Consider the following 18,076-nt stretch of genomic DNA (forward strand, 5'->3'; position numbering starts at 1 on the left):
TAGAATACGTTACATGACGCTATTATGAGTCGCAATGCTTATTTAAGTAACTCGTGATCCGAAGGTAGTAATCTTGAAATCCACAGCACTAACTTGTGCTTCATATTAGGGCCATCTTCCTGGTTGGTCGCAAGCGGGGTGATTTGCTTCGCATCAACCAGAAGGCGGTAAATGCATTCGACTTTATCTTTCGGCGAGACAGTTTTATCGAGATCGCCATATCCTTGCTTTTTAGCAAACGCCATGCCTAGCTCAAGAGCTTTTTTAAGCAGTTTGGCTTCATTTTTGTGTTTCTTCATTGTTTGCTCCTTGCAATACGGATTTGCTAAGTTCACACAGCAGGATGAACTTAGCGAATAGGTATTACCAAGGCTTCATCTTAGAGCCAATTGAGGTGAATTAACAGTATGATTCTATTTGAATACTGTGCTTTTACTCAATTTGTACGCCTAATTTGATTTGGCATCGTTTGAAGGTTCGCTGCCAGAATTTAACGTGGTTAATGATAGCTTCCCTGAAGCTGGAATGAAGCTCGCCTGCAATGTAACTTTGATAATAAGGTGCAAACTTGGTTGATACAGCTGATGGTGGTTGTAGCAGTACTTGCAACGAAATCTGAATCTGTCGGTATTGGGAGTCTAGCTCTGCGAAATAGGGCTGAATATCGCTGGCAAAAAAACGGTGAAAGACATTACTGAGGTAAATCGCTTTTTGTTGGTTGCGATTAGTGCCGCATATGATGCGTGATTCGTTGGATTCCAAGAGGCGAGTGGAGCTATTCAGCCAATCTCGAGATCGTGCAATAGAGTAGACGAGTTGCCCAAAATAGCGGTGGGTATGGATTTGTTGTTGAAAGACTAGCAAACGTTCAGCTTGCTTCGGAGGGACAGTTTCACCATTCATGAGGGCGGTATGAATGGCTAGCAAGTATCGCATTGCTTCTTGGTTTTCAACAGAACCCGGAAAATTCCCCAGAGTAAAAGCACGGCGATAGATACGGAACTGCTTTCGCCATTCTTCACCGGTGGTAAGCATATTCCATAGGTAAATTGGCAACTGTTGCTGCTTGAGCTGATGAAGTTGTTTGATATCTACAAGAATATCAGCGTCTTGAGGCAGAGTTTCTAAACAGTTTTCTAGACCGTCCATAAACAGAAGCTCGTAACGAAAACGGTGAGTTTTATCTTGTACTTTGCCCAATACCGAGTTTCGCTCAGCGATTAACTGAAATAAGCCACATTTCCGCAGCTCGTAGGCATCAAGCAAGCCTATACGAATATCTTCAATCGGCAGAGCCAACTCCCGAGTTTTGGCTAGCTGAGGGATGTCAGTGTCAGGCGCTTGCGAAGGTGAAACATCCAACACATTGGCCAGTCGCTCGTTGTACGTTTTCAGGCTATCTTCGGCCGAGTTATCTTCGCAACCTATAAGAGCGAGGAAAGTGAAAACGAGTATGACTACTAACAGCTGTCTATAAGGCATCACATTGGCTGATTGTTTTCTCTTATTATGGTGAATGTGATGGAAAAAAGAAAAGGCGACTTATCGTCGCCTTTGTCCATGAGATACTGTGCCAGCCTTATCGCAGTGACATAGTGATCTGGTACTCATCATCTTGCTTGTGAACCCAGTGCATTCGGGCTCCCAGCATAATGGCGGCAGATGTCAGGCCAATGATATTTCCGTACCAGAAGCCATGAGGCCCCATTGGTTCAACAATCCAGTCCGTCATTCCTAAGGTATAGCCAATAGGCAGGCCAAGGATCCAGTAAGCAATAAAGGTGCGAACAAATATTGCCTGCATATCTTTGTACCCGCGTAGCGCTCCTGCCGCAACGACCTGGATAGCATCGGTACACTGGTAGATAGCAGCTAAGAACAGGAGTTGCCCTGCGATAAGAATAACTTCGGGATTGTCCGTATACATTTGCGCAATTTGTTCCCGAAACATTACGGTCACCAGTGCTGTGAACATGGCAATGATCAGTCCGACAAGCAAACCGCAGTGAGAAGCAATCTTAGCTTCTTCAAGATCTTTTCGACCTAATAAGTGGCCCACACGGATACTCAATGCTGCACCAAGGCTCATCGGGATCATAAAGACTAATGAAGAAAAGTTACTGGCAACCTGATGGGCTGCGACGGTAATTGAACCCAGTGGCGAAATCAGTAGTGCGATAGCAGCAAACAGCGATACTTCGAAGAAGATAGATGCAGCAATAGGTAACCCTAGTTTGAACAAGCGTAAAATTGCAGAAAGCTGCGGTTTATGCCAGTGGGCAAACAGTCCAATCGAGTTTAGTCGCTTGTTCAGCTTAATGTATATCAGCATGGAGAAGAACATGAGCCAATATACGATGGCTGTTGCGACGCCACAACCGACGCCACCCAATGCAGGGGCCCCGAACTTACCATAAACAAAGATCCAGTTAAGCGGAATGTTAGCGGCAAGGCCAATAAAGCCAATAACCATAGCTGGTACGGTGAGTGACAAGCCCTCAGAGAAACTTTTAAGAGTCTGAAAAAAGAGAAAGGCAGGAACAGCAAACAATACTGCATGGAGATAACCAACAGTTTTCTCAGCCAGTGCTTGTTCTACATCCATCATGTCAATAAGGGAGCCTGCATTGTATAGCACCCAAATTATTGGGAAGGATACGATTGCTGCCAACATAAAGCCATGCTGTACTTCGAATGGGATTTTCTGCTTTTTACCTGAACCGTTAAGCGTTGCTACGATTGGGACTAAAGCAATAAGCAAGCCGACACCAAATAGGATCGAGGGAAGCCAAATACTTGCTGCCACAGAAACTGCAGCCATATCGGTGGCACTGACACCGCCAGCCATGACGGTATCAACAAAGCCCATGGATGTCTGAGCGACAGAAGCAATGAGAACAGGTATTGCGAGCTTTAGTAAGTGGCGTGTTTCACGCCTGTAATTATGCACAGAGTGCTCCTGAAGCAGAGAATAGTAATACAAATGGAACGAGCGTGGATTATAGCGCTTCGAGGCGCGGATACAATTGCTGTCGATGAAATTACAATCAGGTTAGGCGAGTTAAGCTAGTGTCGATAACGGCTTTATTCTTGCCAGTCTGTTTGGCTTTATAGAGCATCCTATCAGCAATGGCGTAACAGCTCAATTTCCCTGGGAAGCAGTTAGTACCACCAATACTGGTAGTGATGAAAATTGGTTTTCCTTGTATGTTCAGTGGTGATTTTTTGAGGGTATCAAAAATGTGTTCAGTGAGTTGTTGTACGTGTTTGACGCTGCTGCTTTCAGACCAGATAGCAAATTCCTCTCCACCAATTCGGCCGATATAATCATTATCAGACAAGCAGTTTTGGCAGAGTTTGGCAAAGTGTTGAAGTGCTAGATTACCAGTTATGTGGCCATAGCTATCATTTAGCTGTTTAAAATTATCAATATCGAGGATCAGTAACCATCCGTGGGTATCTCCGATGGTATTCTCGAATTGTTCCCAAAAAAGACGGCGGTTTGCTATTCCGGTGAGAGGATCGATATCGGCGAGCTGACGGAGTCGTTTGTTGAGTTGGCTCAATTCTTCGGTACGGGCTTTTACCCGTTCTTCCAGCCGAGAGTTTTGCTCTTCGAGTAACGCATTTAACCTTTTGGTTTCCTGTTGCTGCTGGTCTAGTTGGTGAATGGTCGATTCCAAATGTGTTGTCATTTTATTGAATGACTTTGCAAGTTGACCGACTTCATCATCTCGTTCGACAGTAATTTTTTTGTTCCACTTTCCCTGGCTAATCTCTTCTGCAATTTTGGTTAGCTGGCGGATGGGGGTTAACGTATATTGGGTTCCTATTGCGCCATAGTATGCTGCAAGGACAATCATCAAAACGGTAATGATGATGGCATAGTGCTTAGCTTGCAGGAAGTCTTGAGTAAGATCTGATACTGGCGAGTAAATCACGATTCGCATTTGACGGCTTTTACTCAGTGGGTATTGAGTATGGTAGCTAAGCCAAGATTGGCCTTGGAACTGAAAGGTTTGAGTCACATCATGTGCTTGTTCGTTACGGGATTGGTTTGCATGTGGTTTTATTAATTTCCACAGCTTACCTAATGCGTGCGCTTGTGATGAATTAACAGTAACGAGCATCCCTTGTTTCGGGCTATGTTGGGGGTTACTGCTAGCAAGAATTTGCCCCTTTTCATTAACTAGTGCGACAGTACTATTTTCACTTGGCTTGGCTTTTATTAGCTCTTTGGCAACACTGGTGAGAGTGATATCAAGCCCCCATACCCCGATAACCTGATTTTTTTCATCTCGTAGGGCTTTAGACAGAGTAATACCAAGTAGATTGTGATCGATAGCGCCTGAGTAAATGTCACTCCATACTGGTTGCTCTGACTTTAGTGCACTTTGGTACCACTGCCTATTTCGTGCATCAAAATTTTCTGCCTGTGCAGTAATATTTCCGCCTTTTCCGTCATACTGTGCTTCATAGCTGGTTAACATACCTGCACTACTATCATCAGATTCTAGTCGTATGAAGTGCCTGTCCCAATCGTGGCCAAGAGAAACAAGTCCTCCCTCTGTATTGGCGAAATAGAAATAATCGATATTAAAGTGGTGGTTTAAAACATTGGCCAGGTGAGCAATTAGTCGGTCACGATCCTGAACAATATCGGGGAGATCTTTCTCTATTCTTTGTTGGTGTTGATAGACGATTTTAGCCTCAGAAAAGAAACTGTCCAGTTGGTTATATATGGTTTCGCTGGAGTGGCGGTACAGTTTTTCGACGGTCTGCAAACGGACCTGTTCCGAGCTGTGATACCATAAGAGGCCGATAGGAACCGCTGTTAATAATACAAGCAGAGTCAAGGTTAACTGAATTCGAAGGCCAAGGTTTTTAGATAACTTGCTTAACATTTTATTTCCTTGGACTTTTAAGGAATAGGCATACCGACATTGAATGCATCGAAGGATATATCCTCCTGTTGGATGTTACAAATGTTATAACAGTGTTTTATAAGGTTTTTGCTTCAGTTGTAGGGCTTTCTGGATGATTTACGGCATGCGTATGCAATGCCTTTATTATGTGGCGTCTAAAAAGTATATAGGAGAAATTATGTTTACCGGGATTGTTCAGGGGACTGCAGAAGTCATCGAGCTCATTAAGAAGGAGCATTTTCAGACTCATGTTATCCGGATGCCTTCGCAGTTGCTGTCTGGGCTTGAGATCGGAGCATCAGTCGCGCATAACGGCTGTTGCTTGACCGTAACCGAGTTCAATGACGACAAGGTATCATTTGATTTGATGCAGGAGACGCTGAAAGTCACCAACCTTGGCCTGCTGGAAATCGGTGATGCCGTTAACATTGAACGCGCAGCAAAATTCGGCGATGAAATAGGCGGCCATTCAATGTCGGGGCATATCAATTTCTCAACCGGAATCTGTGATGTCATTACGACACCTAACAATTGTACAATCTGGTTTCAATTGCCAGAAGCTTACACCAAATATGTCTTACGTAAGGGGTATATCGGTATTGATGGCTGTTCATTAACGATTGGGGATGTGAAAGAAAATAGTTTCTGTGTGCATTTGATCCCTGAAACCCTGAATCGGACTCTATTTGGTCAGCGTCTAGTCGGAGATATCGTCAATATAGAAATTGATCCCCAGACTCAGGCGATCGTTGATACGGTGGAGCGTGTACTGGCGGCCAGAACAGAGTAACTATTGACGTTTTTAGAAATGTATCCCCTGCGGTTAAAACAGCAGGGGTATTATGTTCAGCTGTTAGTCTGCTTTATTCCAATGTTATTGATTAAAATATTTGCTCGTCATCAGCGTCGACAAACAAATTAATCGTTTTATGCAGCTCATCAACTTCCATCGTTAAATGTATGGCATGGCAACATGCCGGACAATCATCGTAGAACTCTTGGCTTCCAGCACTGGCATCGAGTGTAATTCTGATATGATGTCCGCAATGAGGGCAGATAACACCTTGTTCTGAATAGTTTTTCATTTTGTACTCCTGTAGGGTGCCGAGCACATAAAACAGTCATATTTACTGATTTATTGGAATAATCGATATACCTAAACTTTAGCGCCGTGTATTCGTTTTTGCAGAGAATTAACTGTAAAGTTTGATTGAGCATGAAGTTTTGGATAAATAATAGATAATTTGCTAGGGATGTTATTTATTGGTTGGATATTTCTTATTTTATAAGATCTACGTTGTTCGATAAAATGCTGGATTGGGTTCATTTCAACCAAGAAAGCACATACAAAACGAGAGGTGAAGACAAGTCGGTTTGTCTTCATCTCACTTGAGTATAACTCGCGTGCTATAAGCTAGAGATTAGCTGTTGATTTACTTCGTGAAGCGAGGAAAGTTTCTTATCGGCAATCGCCCAGCGCGCATCATCGGCATAGGCTTTTTCCGGTACTGCGATCCCTTTCATCTGAGCCGCTTTGGCTGCGAGTAGGCCATTAACCGAGTCTTCAAAAGCCACACAAGCTTGTGGCGGGACGCCTAGCTCGTCGGCGGCATTAATGTAGACTTCGGGGTGAGGCTTCCCATAACGCAAGTGCTCGGCAGAGAGCACGGCAGAGAATTTACTTTCCAATGATAGTGCTTCCAGCGTTGCCCGAATCAGACGCATTGGGGAAGACGAGGCTAGGGCAATTTTTAAACCCAACTGCTCGCAGGTTGCTAAAGCTTCTAGCACACCAGGTAGCATTGGTTTGTGCTCTTTGACCAGCTCTTCTACTCGAGCAACAATCATTTCCGTTACCGTGGCACAGTCAGCTCCTTGCCAAGGTTGCTTGGCAAACCAGAACTCAACGACTTGGTCGATACGTAACCCCATGGTTTGCAGGGTATCTTCTTGCTTGATTTGTACACCGATCGAAGAAAAAATATCAACTTGGGCGCGTTGCCAGAAGGGTTCTGAATCGACCAGTAGGCCATCCATATCAAAAACAGCAGCTTGTAACATCGCTTTATCTCAACAAAAGTATTAACAATAACAAGCTGAGCACTTAGCTGGATTATTAGCTAAATGCTCAGCTTGTTATTTTGCACCGAAGATACCATAGATACTTGGTTGAGAGTAACCCTGAAGGTGTTCGTTACTTAAGCAGACCGAGTTTCTTTATTGAGTGTTCGGCTTGGGAAATATAACTTCCGCCGAACAGGTTACAGTGATTCAGTACATGGTAGAGGTTATAAAGCTCTTTACGTTCCTGATAACCCTCATCCAAGGGCCAAACAGATTGATAGCCATCATAGAACGTTTGAGGGAAGCCGCCAAAGAGTTCGGTCATCGCTATATCACACTCACGATCACCCCAGTAACTGGCCGGATCAAAAATAATAGGGCCGGTCACAGTAACGGCGGTATTGCCATGCCAGAGATCACCGTGTAGTAGGGAAGGTTTAGGCTGGTGGTGCATCAAAATGTCGATAACACGGCTGGTAATCGTATCTATATTGCCTAAATCTATGCCTTTTTCCTGGCAGATCTGCAATTGCCAGGCAATACGCTGCTCGGCAAAGAAACGACACCAGCGGCGACGCCACTTGTTCGGTTGCGGGGTCAACCCGATGTAGTTATCTAAATCAAAGCCATATTCAGCTTGCTCTCCCCATGAGTGCAATCTGGCAAGCTCTTGCCCGAGCGTATAAGCCGCATCATTATCGAGAACTTTTGTCGGTAGGTAATTTAAAACCAGGAAGGACTTGTCTCGGCTGGTCCCGAGATGAAGGAATTGAGGTACCTGAATGCAATCAGCCTCGTTGAGGATACGCAAGCTTTCGGCCTCAGTCTCGAATATCATGAGCAAGTCACGATCGTTGAGCTTCAAGAAGAAGCGATCATTGTCATCGCCAATACAGTAGCATTCATTAATATCACCGCCTTCAAGAGGTTCCTTTTCTGTGATTTTGAATGGTTTACCTAAAACGTCTGAAAGCTGGTGAGAAATCGCTTGCCACATAGCACCCTCCACGGCTGATCAAGATAGTACGAGATGAAACTTTATAATTGTCTCATCAACATCTTAGTCTATTTATTGCACAAATTACTGTGCGCTTATCAAGGTTTTAGCTTGTCCGAACAGGTGACGACACTTAAATAATAGTCAAATCAATATTAAAAAGATGATTTAAAATGATGACAAAATAGTGAAAAAGCCGGAAAAAAACTCTTCCGGCTTTTGATTTGGCAAGTTTTATACGCTTGGTAGTAGCTGCGCTGGCATTAGTGTGTTGTGTGTAGCCTCTTTAAGCAGCTGGTTTGCTTTTTCAATATCCGGGGCGAAGTATCTATCTTTGTCGTAGAAACTAACACGCTCACGTAATTGAGCCTTGGCCAGTTCAATACGCTCAGAACTCTTGTTCGGGCTTCTGAAATCTAGCCCTTGAGCAGCAGCCAGTAGTTCGACGGCCAAGATACCACGGGTATTTTCAGCCATGTCTGTCAGGCGCCGGCCAGCAAAGGTTGCCATAGAGACATGATCTTCCTGATTGGCAGATGTTGGCAGGCTATCGACAGAAGCGGGGTGTGCCAGTGTCTTGTTTTCGCTGGCTAACGCTGCTGATGTAACCTGAGCTATCATAAAGCCAGAGTTAACGCCGCCATTATCAACCAAGAAAGGGGGTAGTTTGCTGAGGGCGCTGTCGATAAGCAGTGCCATACGACGCTCGGAAAGGCTACCAATCTCAGCAATGGCCAGGGCTAAGTTATCAGCCGCCATAGCGACAGGTTCTGCATGGAAATTACCGCCCGAGATGATGTCACCATCGTCGGCAAATACCAGCGGGTTATCCGAAACAGCATTGGCTTCAATTACCAAAATGTCAGCAGAGTTGCGGATTTGCTGCAGACAGGCACCCATTACCTGTGGCTGGCAGCGAAGCGAATAAGGGTCTTGTACTTTTTCGCACTGCTGATGTGACAGACCAATCTCGCTGTCTTTATTCAACATATGGCGGTATGCCGTTGCGGCATCAATCTGGCCGCGATGACCACGTACACGGTGGATACGAGGATCAAACGGACGGCGACTTCCTAGGGCCGCGTCAACGGACATGGCACCACATACCGTACCAGAAGCATAGAGATCTTCTGCGGCGAACAAGCCTTCGAGAGCAAAGGCCGTAGAAGCCTGCGTACCATTGAGCAGAGCCAGCCCTTCTTTCGGTGCCAGCGTAACAGGCTCCAGGCCTGCAATTTTTAGTGCTGCCGCACCGCTAATGACTTCACCTTGGTAGCGGGCCTGACCTTCACCTAGCAACACCGTACTCATATGGGCTAGAGGGGCGAGGTCGCCCGATGCGCCGACAGAGCCTTTCTTGGGTATACACGGATAAACTTCTGAGTTAACAAGCCGCATTAGCGCATTCACGACTAATGGACGAATGCCTGAATAGCCACGAGAAAGGCTGTTTACTTTCAGAGCTATCATTAGGCGTACGGTTGCATCGTCCATAAATTCACCGATACCGGCGGCATGTGACAGAACGATACTGCGCTGCAATGTTTCAAGATCTTCAACGGCGATACGGGTATTGGCGAGCAGACCAAAACCGGTGTTAATACCATAAACAACACGATCCTCGGCAATAACTTGCTCAACCGCCTGGGTACTTGCCAGCATGCCTTCCTGCGCTGATTCATGCAGAGACAGCTCGACAGGTTGGCGGCTGATTTCACGGAGTTGCTTAAGAGATAGTTTTCCCGGATTAATTTCTAATAGGTACATACAACTTCCTTCTTGCTACCGTTGATTATTTTGATGCTGACGGGGAGGTGATCATTGGCAAGTCAAGATCTTGCTCTTTTGCACAGTTAATGGCGATGTCGTAACCAGCATCGGCATGGCGCATTACTCCGGTTGCAGGGTCGTTTCGAAGCACTCGACCGACACGCTCTGTAGCCTCGTCGCTACCGTCACACACGATAACCATCCCCGAGTGCTGAGAGAAGCCCATACCAACGCCACCACCGTGGTGTAATGATACCCAGGTTGCACCTGATGCGGTATTTAGCATCGCATTCAGTAGCGGCCAGTCAGATACAGCATCCGAACCGTCCATCATGCCTTCGGTCTCGCGGTTAGGGCTGGCAACAGAGCCTGAATCCAAGTGGTCTCGGCCGATGACGATTGGTGCCTTCAGCTCGCCATTTTTGACCATTTCGTTAAATGCTTTACCTAGACGGGCTCGATCTTTCAAGCCGACCCAGCAAATACGAGCCGGTAGCCCCTGGAACTGAATTCGCTCGCGTGCCATATCCAGCCAGTTGTGAAGATGAGGGTTATCTGGGATCAGCTCTTTCACTTTTTGATCGGTTTTATAGATATCTTCCGGGTCACCAGATAGTGCCGCCCAACGGAATGGACCAATGCCTTCGCAGAATAATGGACGGATATAGGCCGGTACGAATCCCGGAAAATCAAAGGCATCTTCTACGCCTTCTTCAAATGCCATCTGACGGATATTATTACCGTAGTCAACTGTTGCCGAGCCGGCTTTTTGCAGATCCAACATCGCCTGTACCTGAATAGCCATCGACTGCTTAGCCGCTTTTATGACGGCCGGCTCGTCTTTGGTTCGCATTTCGGCGGCATACTCCATGCTCCAGCCTTTAGGCAGGTAGCCATTGAGTGGATCATGTGCGGATGTTTGGTCAGTCGTTGCATCTGGAACAATGTTACGTTCAACTAGTTCCGGGTAGACATCTGCAGCATTTGCCAACAGGCCAACAGAAATAGGCTTACCGGTTTGTTTCGATTCTTCGATAATGGCCAGCGCTTCATCAAGGCTGGTCGCTTTGCAATCGATATAGCCAGTACGCAGACGGTAATCAATGCGCGATTCATCACACTCGACAGCAAGCATAGAGAATCCAGCCATCGTTGCAGCCAGAGGCTGAGCGCCGCCCATACCACCCAAGCCACCAGTTAGGATCCAGCGACCTTTGGCATCACCATTGAAATGCTGACGAGCCATAGCGACAAAAGTTTCATATGTACCCTGAACAATGCCTTGTGAGCCGATATAGATCCAGCTACCCGCTGTCATCTGGCCATACATCATCAGGCCTTCTTTATCGAGCTCGTTGAAATGCTCCCAGTTTGCCCAGTGCGGAACCAGATTTGAGTTCGCAATCAATACTCGCGGCGCGTTGTTATGAGTCTTGAATACCCCTACAGGTTTCCCGGATTGAACCAGTAGCGTTTCATCGTCTTCCAGACGTTGCAATACTTCAACAATCTTGTCATAGCATTCCCAGTTACGGGCTGCGCGACCAATACCGCCGTATACCACAAGCGCATGAGGGTGCTCGGCAACATCCGGGTGCAAGTTGTTCATCAGCATCCGAAGCGGAGCTTCTGTTAACCATGACTTGGCGTTTAGCTGTGTCCCGGTAGGGGCTTTAACTGTTCTGGTTTCATCTAAACGTGGGTTTGACTGGTGTTGAGACGTAGGTTGCGTCATTTGGCTCTCCTTGCAGTACCGATTCGTTATCGAATGGCACGGGCGATTGTCCAGGCTAACCTTGCGGCTAGCCGTGCTGTTTGGTTGTCGATATCAAAACGAGGGTTGTACTCGGCGAGATCCGCGACCAGAATTTTTGACTCACCTTTCTGGTTTTTGGCTGCAAGTATTGGCTCAAGCAGCAACTCGACGATATCGAAAGGAACCCCGCGTGCGGCTGGTGCGCTAACACCTGGTGCAACGGTGGCGGGAAAGACATCAAGATCAATAGTGAGATAGAGGTAGTCACACAGATCAATAAAATGTTGTAGCTCAGTTACTGTTTGCTCTATTTGCTGGTGAGTGAGCTCGGTATCATCTTTATAGAGCACACCAAGGCTATCTGCCTTTGCATAAAGCGCCTGAGTATTGCCTGTGCGGCTCAAGCCAAGGCAGGCGTATTTAAACGGCCAGCCTTGTAGCTGGCAAAAGCGGGCCGCCTGATGAAAGGGGGTACCCGAGCTACCCATCTCTGATTGTTGGCCGGCAGGCGGGTTTCTGAGATCGAAGTGAGCATCAAAGTTGATGATTCCTACGTTTGGTGCCGGCTCGGCAGTTTGCTCATTTAAACTTGAGTCATCTTCTGGACTGGCGACGTACTGCTTTTGTACCAAGTAGCTTCCAATACCTTGGAAAGTTCCCCATGCGACCTCATGACCGCCACCGAAAACGATGACTTTATGACGCTGGCGCAGTGCTTTGCTGACATCTTCGCCCAAGCGGTGCTGTGCAAGCTCGAGATTGCCATCATTACAGCCGATATCACCACCATCATAGACTGGGCCGGTATGATGCCAGGCTAAGTTTGCCAGTGCTTTTCGAATAGCCACCGGGGCCCCGTAAGCACCTGTACGCCCTTTGTTGCGAGAAACCCCTTCATCACAGGCAAAACCAAGTAACATGATCCCTTCTTCGTTAGCCTGATCAGCCGGTTGTATTTTCTGGTGCCAGCGTAGACCCAGATCGCCGTCTTCGGGATCTGTACGCCCTTGCCATGAGCTCATATCAATTGGCATTATGCTTCTCTCCGCTAGAAGGAAATAGGTGGCCGTCTACGACACGGGCTATAAGGTCGGGAACACCAAGGCGGTATGACAGCTCGGCAGGTGTTTCGAGGTTCCAGATAGCAAGATCTGCCTCCATGCCAACGCGAATTTGACCTCGGGTGTCATGAAGTCCTAGAGCCTGGGCAGCATTGGCGGTGACGCCCCGTAAGCACTCTTCGGGAGTTAGCCTAAATAGGGTGCAACCCATGTTCATTACGGTGCGCAGCGAAGCAATCGGAGAGGTGCCCGGATTAAAATCAGTGGCGATGGCCATCGGTACATTGTTCTGACGCAGCAGTTTGATAGGCGGTTGCTGCGATTCGCGCAGGAAGTAAAAGGCACCTGGCAATAAGGTGGCTACCGTATTACCTGTCGCGAGTGCTGTTACACCTTCGCTGTCTAGGTATTCAATATGGTCAACCGAGGTTGCCCCCATCCGGGCTGCCAACGCACTTCCACCAAGGTTGGAAAGTTGTTCGGTATGGCCCTTAATGTTCAGGCCATGTTGTTTCGCAGCGGTAAAAACTCGCAGGCATTGCTCAGTACTAAAGCCGATACCTTCGCAGAAAACATCCACTGCATCCGCCAGTTTCTCCTTGGTGGCGGCAGGAATGATTTCTCGGCAAACAAAATCAATGTAATCATCAGCTCTGCCTGCATACTCAGGTGGCAAGGCATGGGCGGCTAACAGGGTTGTAGATACCTTGATGTCTTCCATTTCACCAATTCGACGGGCGACACGCAGCATTTTTAGCTCATCGGCCAGAGTAAGGCCATAACCAGATTTAATCTCTATGGTAGTAACACCGTCTTGCTTTAGTCCATTCAGGCGCTGCACCGCCAGCTCGTACAATTCATCCTCCGACGCTGTCCGTGTGGCATGAACTGTCGAGATAATGCCGCCACCGGCTTTGGCTATTTCTTCGTATGGAACGCCGTTGAGACGTTGCTCGAATTCGTTGGCACGGTTGCCTGCGAACACGAGGTGAGTATGACAATCGATCAACCCCGGAGTGACTAACGCTCCCTGACAGTCGACGACATCAGGGTGACCGTGCAGATCATCGTACCTAGCATGACCGGCCAGCATGATTTTACCGTCTTGGATGCCAATCATTCCATTTTCTATGATTAGGTAATCTGTGCCTGGCTGCATGGTGACCATTTTTAGATTTGTCAGTACTCGATCCATGGACGCTCATCTTCAATGCTGATTATGTATATACAAATAAATAGCCAATTATGGCGTGAAACTCAAGACGGTATGTAAAGAAAATGTGATCATAATTGTAATTATTAGCTGACAGTGGGTAAAAAGTTGGTGTTTGATCGGGAAGACAAAAGTCGGCTTTTAGATAATAAAGCCCTAGACTCGAGAAAGAATCTGCTTTGGAAAGATCGTAATTAGAAGTGGTATTGCGGCTTTGAGGTACTATGCAAAAGAAGCATAAAAAAGAAGCAACGAGTGCCTAGATCATAGTTTCTAGGATGCTCAATAAGCTTCTTTTTCCTCGATCTTAAACTTTGCTTCTTGAACTTAACTTATATTTGTCTCCCGGGTGATACAGCAGGGCGGTGCTGATCAGGTTTTTATCGCTCCAGGTACGGCGGTTTAACAGCAAGCATGGGGAGCTGGATGCCATCCTCAACAGGTCTGAAATCCGTTTAGTCGGCAAGATGGCCTCGACAGTATGTTCAATATCACTGAGTGGGCAGGTTTGAACCAAGTACTCGTTTGGGGTCTGGCGGGTAAAGTCTTGCTCAATATAGTCGGGTACAAAGTCAGGGTTTACCCATCGTTCCTCTAGTTGAATGGGAGCATCGTTCTCAAAATGGACGATTTGGGTAAAGTAAACATTGGTTCCGTGGCGCACTCCGAGCTGAAGTGCAATGTCATCATTGGCTTCTACCATTATTTGGCTTATCACCTTAGTGGCGTAATCATGGCCTCGATTCTTTACTTCAGCAGCAATGTTGCGAATTTCCATTAGAGGGGACTCAGCTTTTTTTTGGCAGACAAAGGTTCCTAAGCGAGGTGTCCGCTCCAAGAAGCCATCTTTGACCAAATCGCGTATAGCTTTGTTTGCCGTCATACGGCTAACAGAGAATTGTTCTGATAATTCAATTTCTGTTGGGATCCTGAAGCCGGGAGGCCAAGTACGAGACTGAATTTTTTCGCTGAGATAGTGTTTGATCTGAAGATATCGCGGTGACTGAGCCATTGCTGTTTTTCCATAATTGCCTATACAAATGAAAGCAATTTTTTCTCAGCATTTCAAGTTTGTTTTAACTGGGATGATAAGAAACATCTAAAAGTGGAGAAGATTCCTTTTTTATTGCGTACAAGAGCAGCGTCCGCGGTATTGGACGCTGCTCATAATCAGTGACAAGCAGAGGCTTAGAAGTGATAAGCGACAGTTGCGCCGATCAGCCATTGGTTAGCACTATCAACGATAGGTGAGTCAGAAATTTTTGAACCTAAACGGGTGTAGGCCGTGCTTTGAGTTATGTCGATATTTGTGGTGACTGGAACAACGAGCTTGTAGCCGACATTTACAGCAAAATCACCCTCACCAGAGTATGCTTTTCGCGTTGCCGTCGCTTCTGATGCTTTCACGCCATAGTAATAGTCGACAAAGTCTTTGCTCAGATAGCTAACGCCAGCGAATGGGACGAAGTCAGCAACCCCGAAGTCCATTACATGGAAATACTTCGCGCCGCCGATGAACCCTTTATAAGCGCCAGTTACATCGTGTTGTAAGTAGGTTGATACAGTACCTTGATCAAGCTGGAAGTCAGCGTTGATGCCAAGATCGCCACTCATCTTGCGATCCTTCATTCCTTTTAGTGCGTCCGCATCACCTGCATCGTAACTAATACCGCCTGCTGTAAAATAAGTACTGATGTTAACAAAGTCGCTGTTACTACCGATGAAGCGGTAGTTAATACCGCTAAGGTCAACGTTGAAGTCTTCGCCGTGATAGCCACCATTTAGAACGATGGCTGTTGTTTTATCTTGCCCTTTATATAGTTCACTGCCGCTAACAACGCCAGCTTCTACAAAACCGTCACCCTCGTTAGAATAAATATTACCATTGCGAATGTAAGTTTCGCCTGCAAGAGCTTGGCTTGAAAGAAGGGATACGGCGATTACCAGTGCTAGCTTTTTCATTGTTGAAATCCGTCTATGTAGTTGTTTTGGTATAAATGATTAGATTGTGCACACTGTACAAAATAAATTTTGTGATCTCTAGCAACGCTTTGTCAGAGAATGTCGTTCCTGCCGTTACAATCGGGTACAAAAGGGCTGTAGAACTAATATTGCGGGATAAAGGGGAGAGTTGAGAGGAAGGTGCAGGTTATTTCCTGATATAGCAATTAATTTTGTCAGTGCCTTTGCAATCGGCCACAACCGTTTGATATAGTTTCGCCTTCGTTTCTGTTCACTGTGCTGCTCTGTATTGCGGAACCGGTTCAGAAGCTTTTATTCATTCATCTAAGCTTCTCAAAGCTTATATAAATTCAACATGTGCTACTTGGTGTGTGGCACCACTGTGAAAGGACATATTCATGCCTGTAATTACTCTTCCTGACGGCAGCCAACGTCAATTCGACAATGCTGTATCAACTATGGATGTTGCACTATCAATCGGTCCGGGTCTTGCGAAAGCATGTATTGCTGGCCGTGTTGACGGTGAGCGTGTTGATGCGTGCGATTTGATTGAAAATGATGCCAGCCTAGAAATCATCACTGCAAAAGACGAAGACGGTTTGGAAATCATCCGTCACTCTTGTGCGCACCTTCTGGGCCACGCTATTAAGCAACTTTATCCTGAAGCCAAAATGGCGATCGGTCCGACGATCGACAATGGTTTCTACTATGATATTGACCTTGAGCAATCTTTGACACAAGAAGACGTTGATGCGATCGAAAAGCGCATGAAAGAGCTTGTGAAAACGAAGTATGCCGTTGTTAAGAAGAAGGTAAGTTGGCAAGAAGCGCGTGATACGTTTGATGCGCGCGGTGAGACTTACAAAATTGAAATTCTAGACGAGAACGTTTCTAAAGACGATCGTCCGGGTCTGTACCACCACGAAGAATACATTGATATGTGTCGTGGTCCTCACGTACCTAACATGGGCTTCTGCCAGCATTTTAAACTGCTGAGTGTTGCTGGTGCGTACTGGCGTGGTAACAGCGATAATAAGATGCTTCAACGTATCTATGGTACAGCTTTCCAAGATAAGAAGTTGCTAAAAGCGCACCTTACTCGTCTTGAAGAGGCAGCAAAGCGTGATCACCGTAAGATTGGTAAGCATCTTGATCTGTTCCACATGCAGCAAGAAGCACCGGGTATGGTGTTCTGGCATCACAATGGCTGGACTATCTTCCGTGAGCTAGAAGTGTTCATTCGTCAGAAGTTGACGGAATACAAATACCAGGAAGTAAAAGGCCCATTAATGATGGACCGTGTTCTTTGGGAACGCTCTGGTCACTGGGACAAATACGCCGAAGCGATGTTCACAACAAGCTCCGAGAACCGTGAATATGCTATCAAGCCGATGAACTGCCCGGGTCACGTTCAGATCTTTAACCAAGGCCTGAAGTCATACCGTGATCTGCCATTGCGTATGGCTGAGTTTGGTTCGTGCCACCGTAATGAGCCATCAGGTGCACTACATGGCATTATGCGTGTACGTGGTTTCACACAGGATGATGCTCATGTCTTCTGTACTGAAGCCCAGGTGCAAGAAGAAGTTACATCTTGCATTAAAATGGTTTATGATACTTATCAGACATTTGGCTTCGACAACATTGTTGTGAAGCTATCTACTCGCCCTGAAAAGCGTGTAGGATCTGATGAAATGTGGGATAAAGCGGAGTCTGACCTTACGCTAGCTCTTGAGTCGATGGAAATTCCATTTGAGATTCAAGAGGGCGAAGGGGCATTCTACGGCCCTAAGATCGAATTTACCTTGCACGATTGTCTAGATCGCGCTTGGCAGTGCGGTACTGTTCAGCTAGACTTTGCTCTGCCTGAGCGTTTAGGTGCAACATACGTGGGTGAAGACAACGAACGTCACACTCCTGTTATGATCCACCGTGCTATTCTTGGCTCACTAGAGCGTTTCATCGGTATTTTGATTGAAGAATACGCAGGCTTCTTCCCTACATGGTTGGCGCCTCAGCAAGCTGTCGTGATGAATATTACTGACAGTCAGTCAGAATATGTACAAGAAGTAGTAGAAAAACTGCAAAAAAGTGGAATTAGAGTCAATGCGGACTTGAGAAATGAGAAGATTGGCTTTAAAATCCGCGAACATACTTTGAAGCGAGTGCCTTACATGCTTGTTTGCGGCGACAAAGAAGTCGAAGCAGGCGAAATAGCAGTTCGTACTCGCAAGGGTAAAGATTTGGGTAAAATGAAGATTGATGACCTTGTTGCATTCTTGCAGCAAGAGATTAGCAGTCGTACGCTTAATGTTTTGGAGGACTAAG

At 46.3% G+C, this 18,076-nt stretch carries 15 protein-coding genes; 2 read left to right on the forward strand and 13 right to left on the reverse strand.

Annotated features, from left to right (window positions below):
• Positions 1–38: 38 nt before the first annotated feature.
• From EDI28_RS03240 to EDI28_RS03255, 4 genes are all read right to left on the reverse strand, one after another.
• On the reverse strand, positions 39–299 hold the full coding sequence (locus tag EDI28_RS03240; protein ID WP_128782383.1) for a DUF5062 family protein: 261 nt from the start codon (positions 297–299) through the stop codon (positions 39–41).
• A 133-nt stretch (positions 300–432) separates the two neighbouring features.
• The gene (locus EDI28_RS03245) at positions 433–1,482 is read right to left on the reverse strand and encodes a DUF3080 domain-containing protein (RefSeq protein ID WP_128782972.1); all 1,050 of its coding nucleotides are present in this window, start codon (positions 1,480–1,482) and stop codon (positions 433–435) included.
• Between the two features lie 97 nt (positions 1,483–1,579).
• Positions 1,580–2,950, reverse strand: coding sequence for an MATE family efflux transporter (locus EDI28_RS03250; RefSeq protein WP_128782384.1), 1,371 nt, complete (start codon positions 2,948–2,950; stop codon positions 1,580–1,582).
• A 97-nt stretch (positions 2,951–3,047) separates the two neighbouring features.
• Positions 3,048–4,904, reverse strand: a complete 1,857-nt coding sequence (locus EDI28_RS03255; RefSeq protein ID WP_128782385.1) for a sensor domain-containing diguanylate cyclase — start codon at positions 4,902–4,904, stop codon at positions 3,048–3,050.
• Positions 4,905–5,103: 199 nt separating this feature from the next.
• Between EDI28_RS03255 and EDI28_RS03260 the strand changes: the two genes are divergently transcribed.
• Positions 5,104–5,715, forward strand: a complete 612-nt coding sequence (locus tag EDI28_RS03260) for a riboflavin synthase subunit alpha (RefSeq protein WP_128782386.1) — start codon at positions 5,104–5,106, stop codon at positions 5,713–5,715.
• A gap of 91 nt (positions 5,716–5,806) precedes the next feature.
• On the opposite strand, the gene EDI28_RS03265 is transcribed toward EDI28_RS03260, so the two are convergent.
• The 9 genes from EDI28_RS03265 to ompV form a co-directional block, all read right to left on the reverse strand.
• Entirely contained in the window at positions 5,807–6,010 is a 204-nt protein-coding gene (locus EDI28_RS03265) for a CPXCG motif-containing cysteine-rich protein (protein WP_128782387.1), read from the reverse strand.
• Between the two features lie 322 nt (positions 6,011–6,332).
• Positions 6,333–6,986: a hexitol phosphatase HxpB gene (gene hxpB, locus EDI28_RS03270; protein ID WP_128782388.1), complete on the reverse strand. Its 654-nt coding sequence runs from the start codon at positions 6,984–6,986 to the stop codon at positions 6,333–6,335.
• Between the two features lie 133 nt (positions 6,987–7,119).
• Positions 7,120–7,986: a fructosamine kinase family protein gene (locus EDI28_RS03275; RefSeq protein WP_128782389.1), complete on the reverse strand. Its 867-nt coding sequence runs from the start codon at positions 7,984–7,986 to the stop codon at positions 7,120–7,122.
• A 234-nt stretch (positions 7,987–8,220) separates the two neighbouring features.
• Entirely contained in the window at positions 8,221–9,753 is a 1,533-nt protein-coding gene (hutH, locus tag EDI28_RS03280) for a histidine ammonia-lyase (protein WP_128782390.1), read from the reverse strand.
• A gap of 25 nt (positions 9,754–9,778) precedes the next feature.
• The gene (hutU, locus tag EDI28_RS03285) at positions 9,779–11,491 is read right to left on the reverse strand and encodes a urocanate hydratase (RefSeq protein WP_128782391.1); all 1,713 of its coding nucleotides are present in this window, start codon (positions 11,489–11,491) and stop codon (positions 9,779–9,781) included.
• A gap of 26 nt (positions 11,492–11,517) precedes the next feature.
• Positions 11,518–12,546, reverse strand: a complete 1,029-nt coding sequence (hutG, locus tag EDI28_RS03290) for a formimidoylglutamase (protein ID WP_128782392.1) — start codon at positions 12,544–12,546, stop codon at positions 11,518–11,520.
• Complete coding sequence (gene hutI, locus EDI28_RS03295) at positions 12,536–13,768, reverse strand: imidazolonepropionase (RefSeq protein ID WP_128782393.1); 1,233 nt, start codon at positions 13,766–13,768, stop codon at positions 12,536–12,538. Before hutI ends, hutG begins: the two co-directional genes overlap by 11 nt.
• 325 nt (positions 13,769–14,093) lie before the next feature.
• Entirely contained in the window at positions 14,094–14,798 is a 705-nt protein-coding gene (hutC, locus tag EDI28_RS03300; protein ID WP_128782394.1) for a histidine utilization transcriptional repressor HutC, read from the reverse strand.
• A gap of 176 nt (positions 14,799–14,974) precedes the next feature.
• Positions 14,975–15,748 carry an outer membrane protein OmpV gene (ompV, locus tag EDI28_RS03305; RefSeq protein ID WP_128782395.1) on the reverse strand — a complete coding sequence of 258 codons (774 nt, stop codon included), beginning with the start codon at positions 15,746–15,748 and terminating at the stop codon, positions 14,975–14,977.
• A 398-nt stretch (positions 15,749–16,146) separates the two neighbouring features.
• On the opposite strand from ompV, the gene thrS reads away from it, so the two are divergent.
• Positions 16,147–18,075, forward strand: a complete 1,929-nt coding sequence (thrS, locus tag EDI28_RS03310) for a threonine--tRNA ligase (RefSeq protein WP_128782396.1) — start codon at positions 16,147–16,149, stop codon at positions 18,073–18,075.
• Position 18,076: the final 1 nt, after the last annotated feature.

The sequence above is a fragment of the Photobacterium chitinilyticum genome, from assembly GCF_004104355.1.
Classification (GTDB): Bacteria; Pseudomonadota; Gammaproteobacteria; order Enterobacterales; family Vibrionaceae; genus Photobacterium; species Photobacterium chitinilyticum.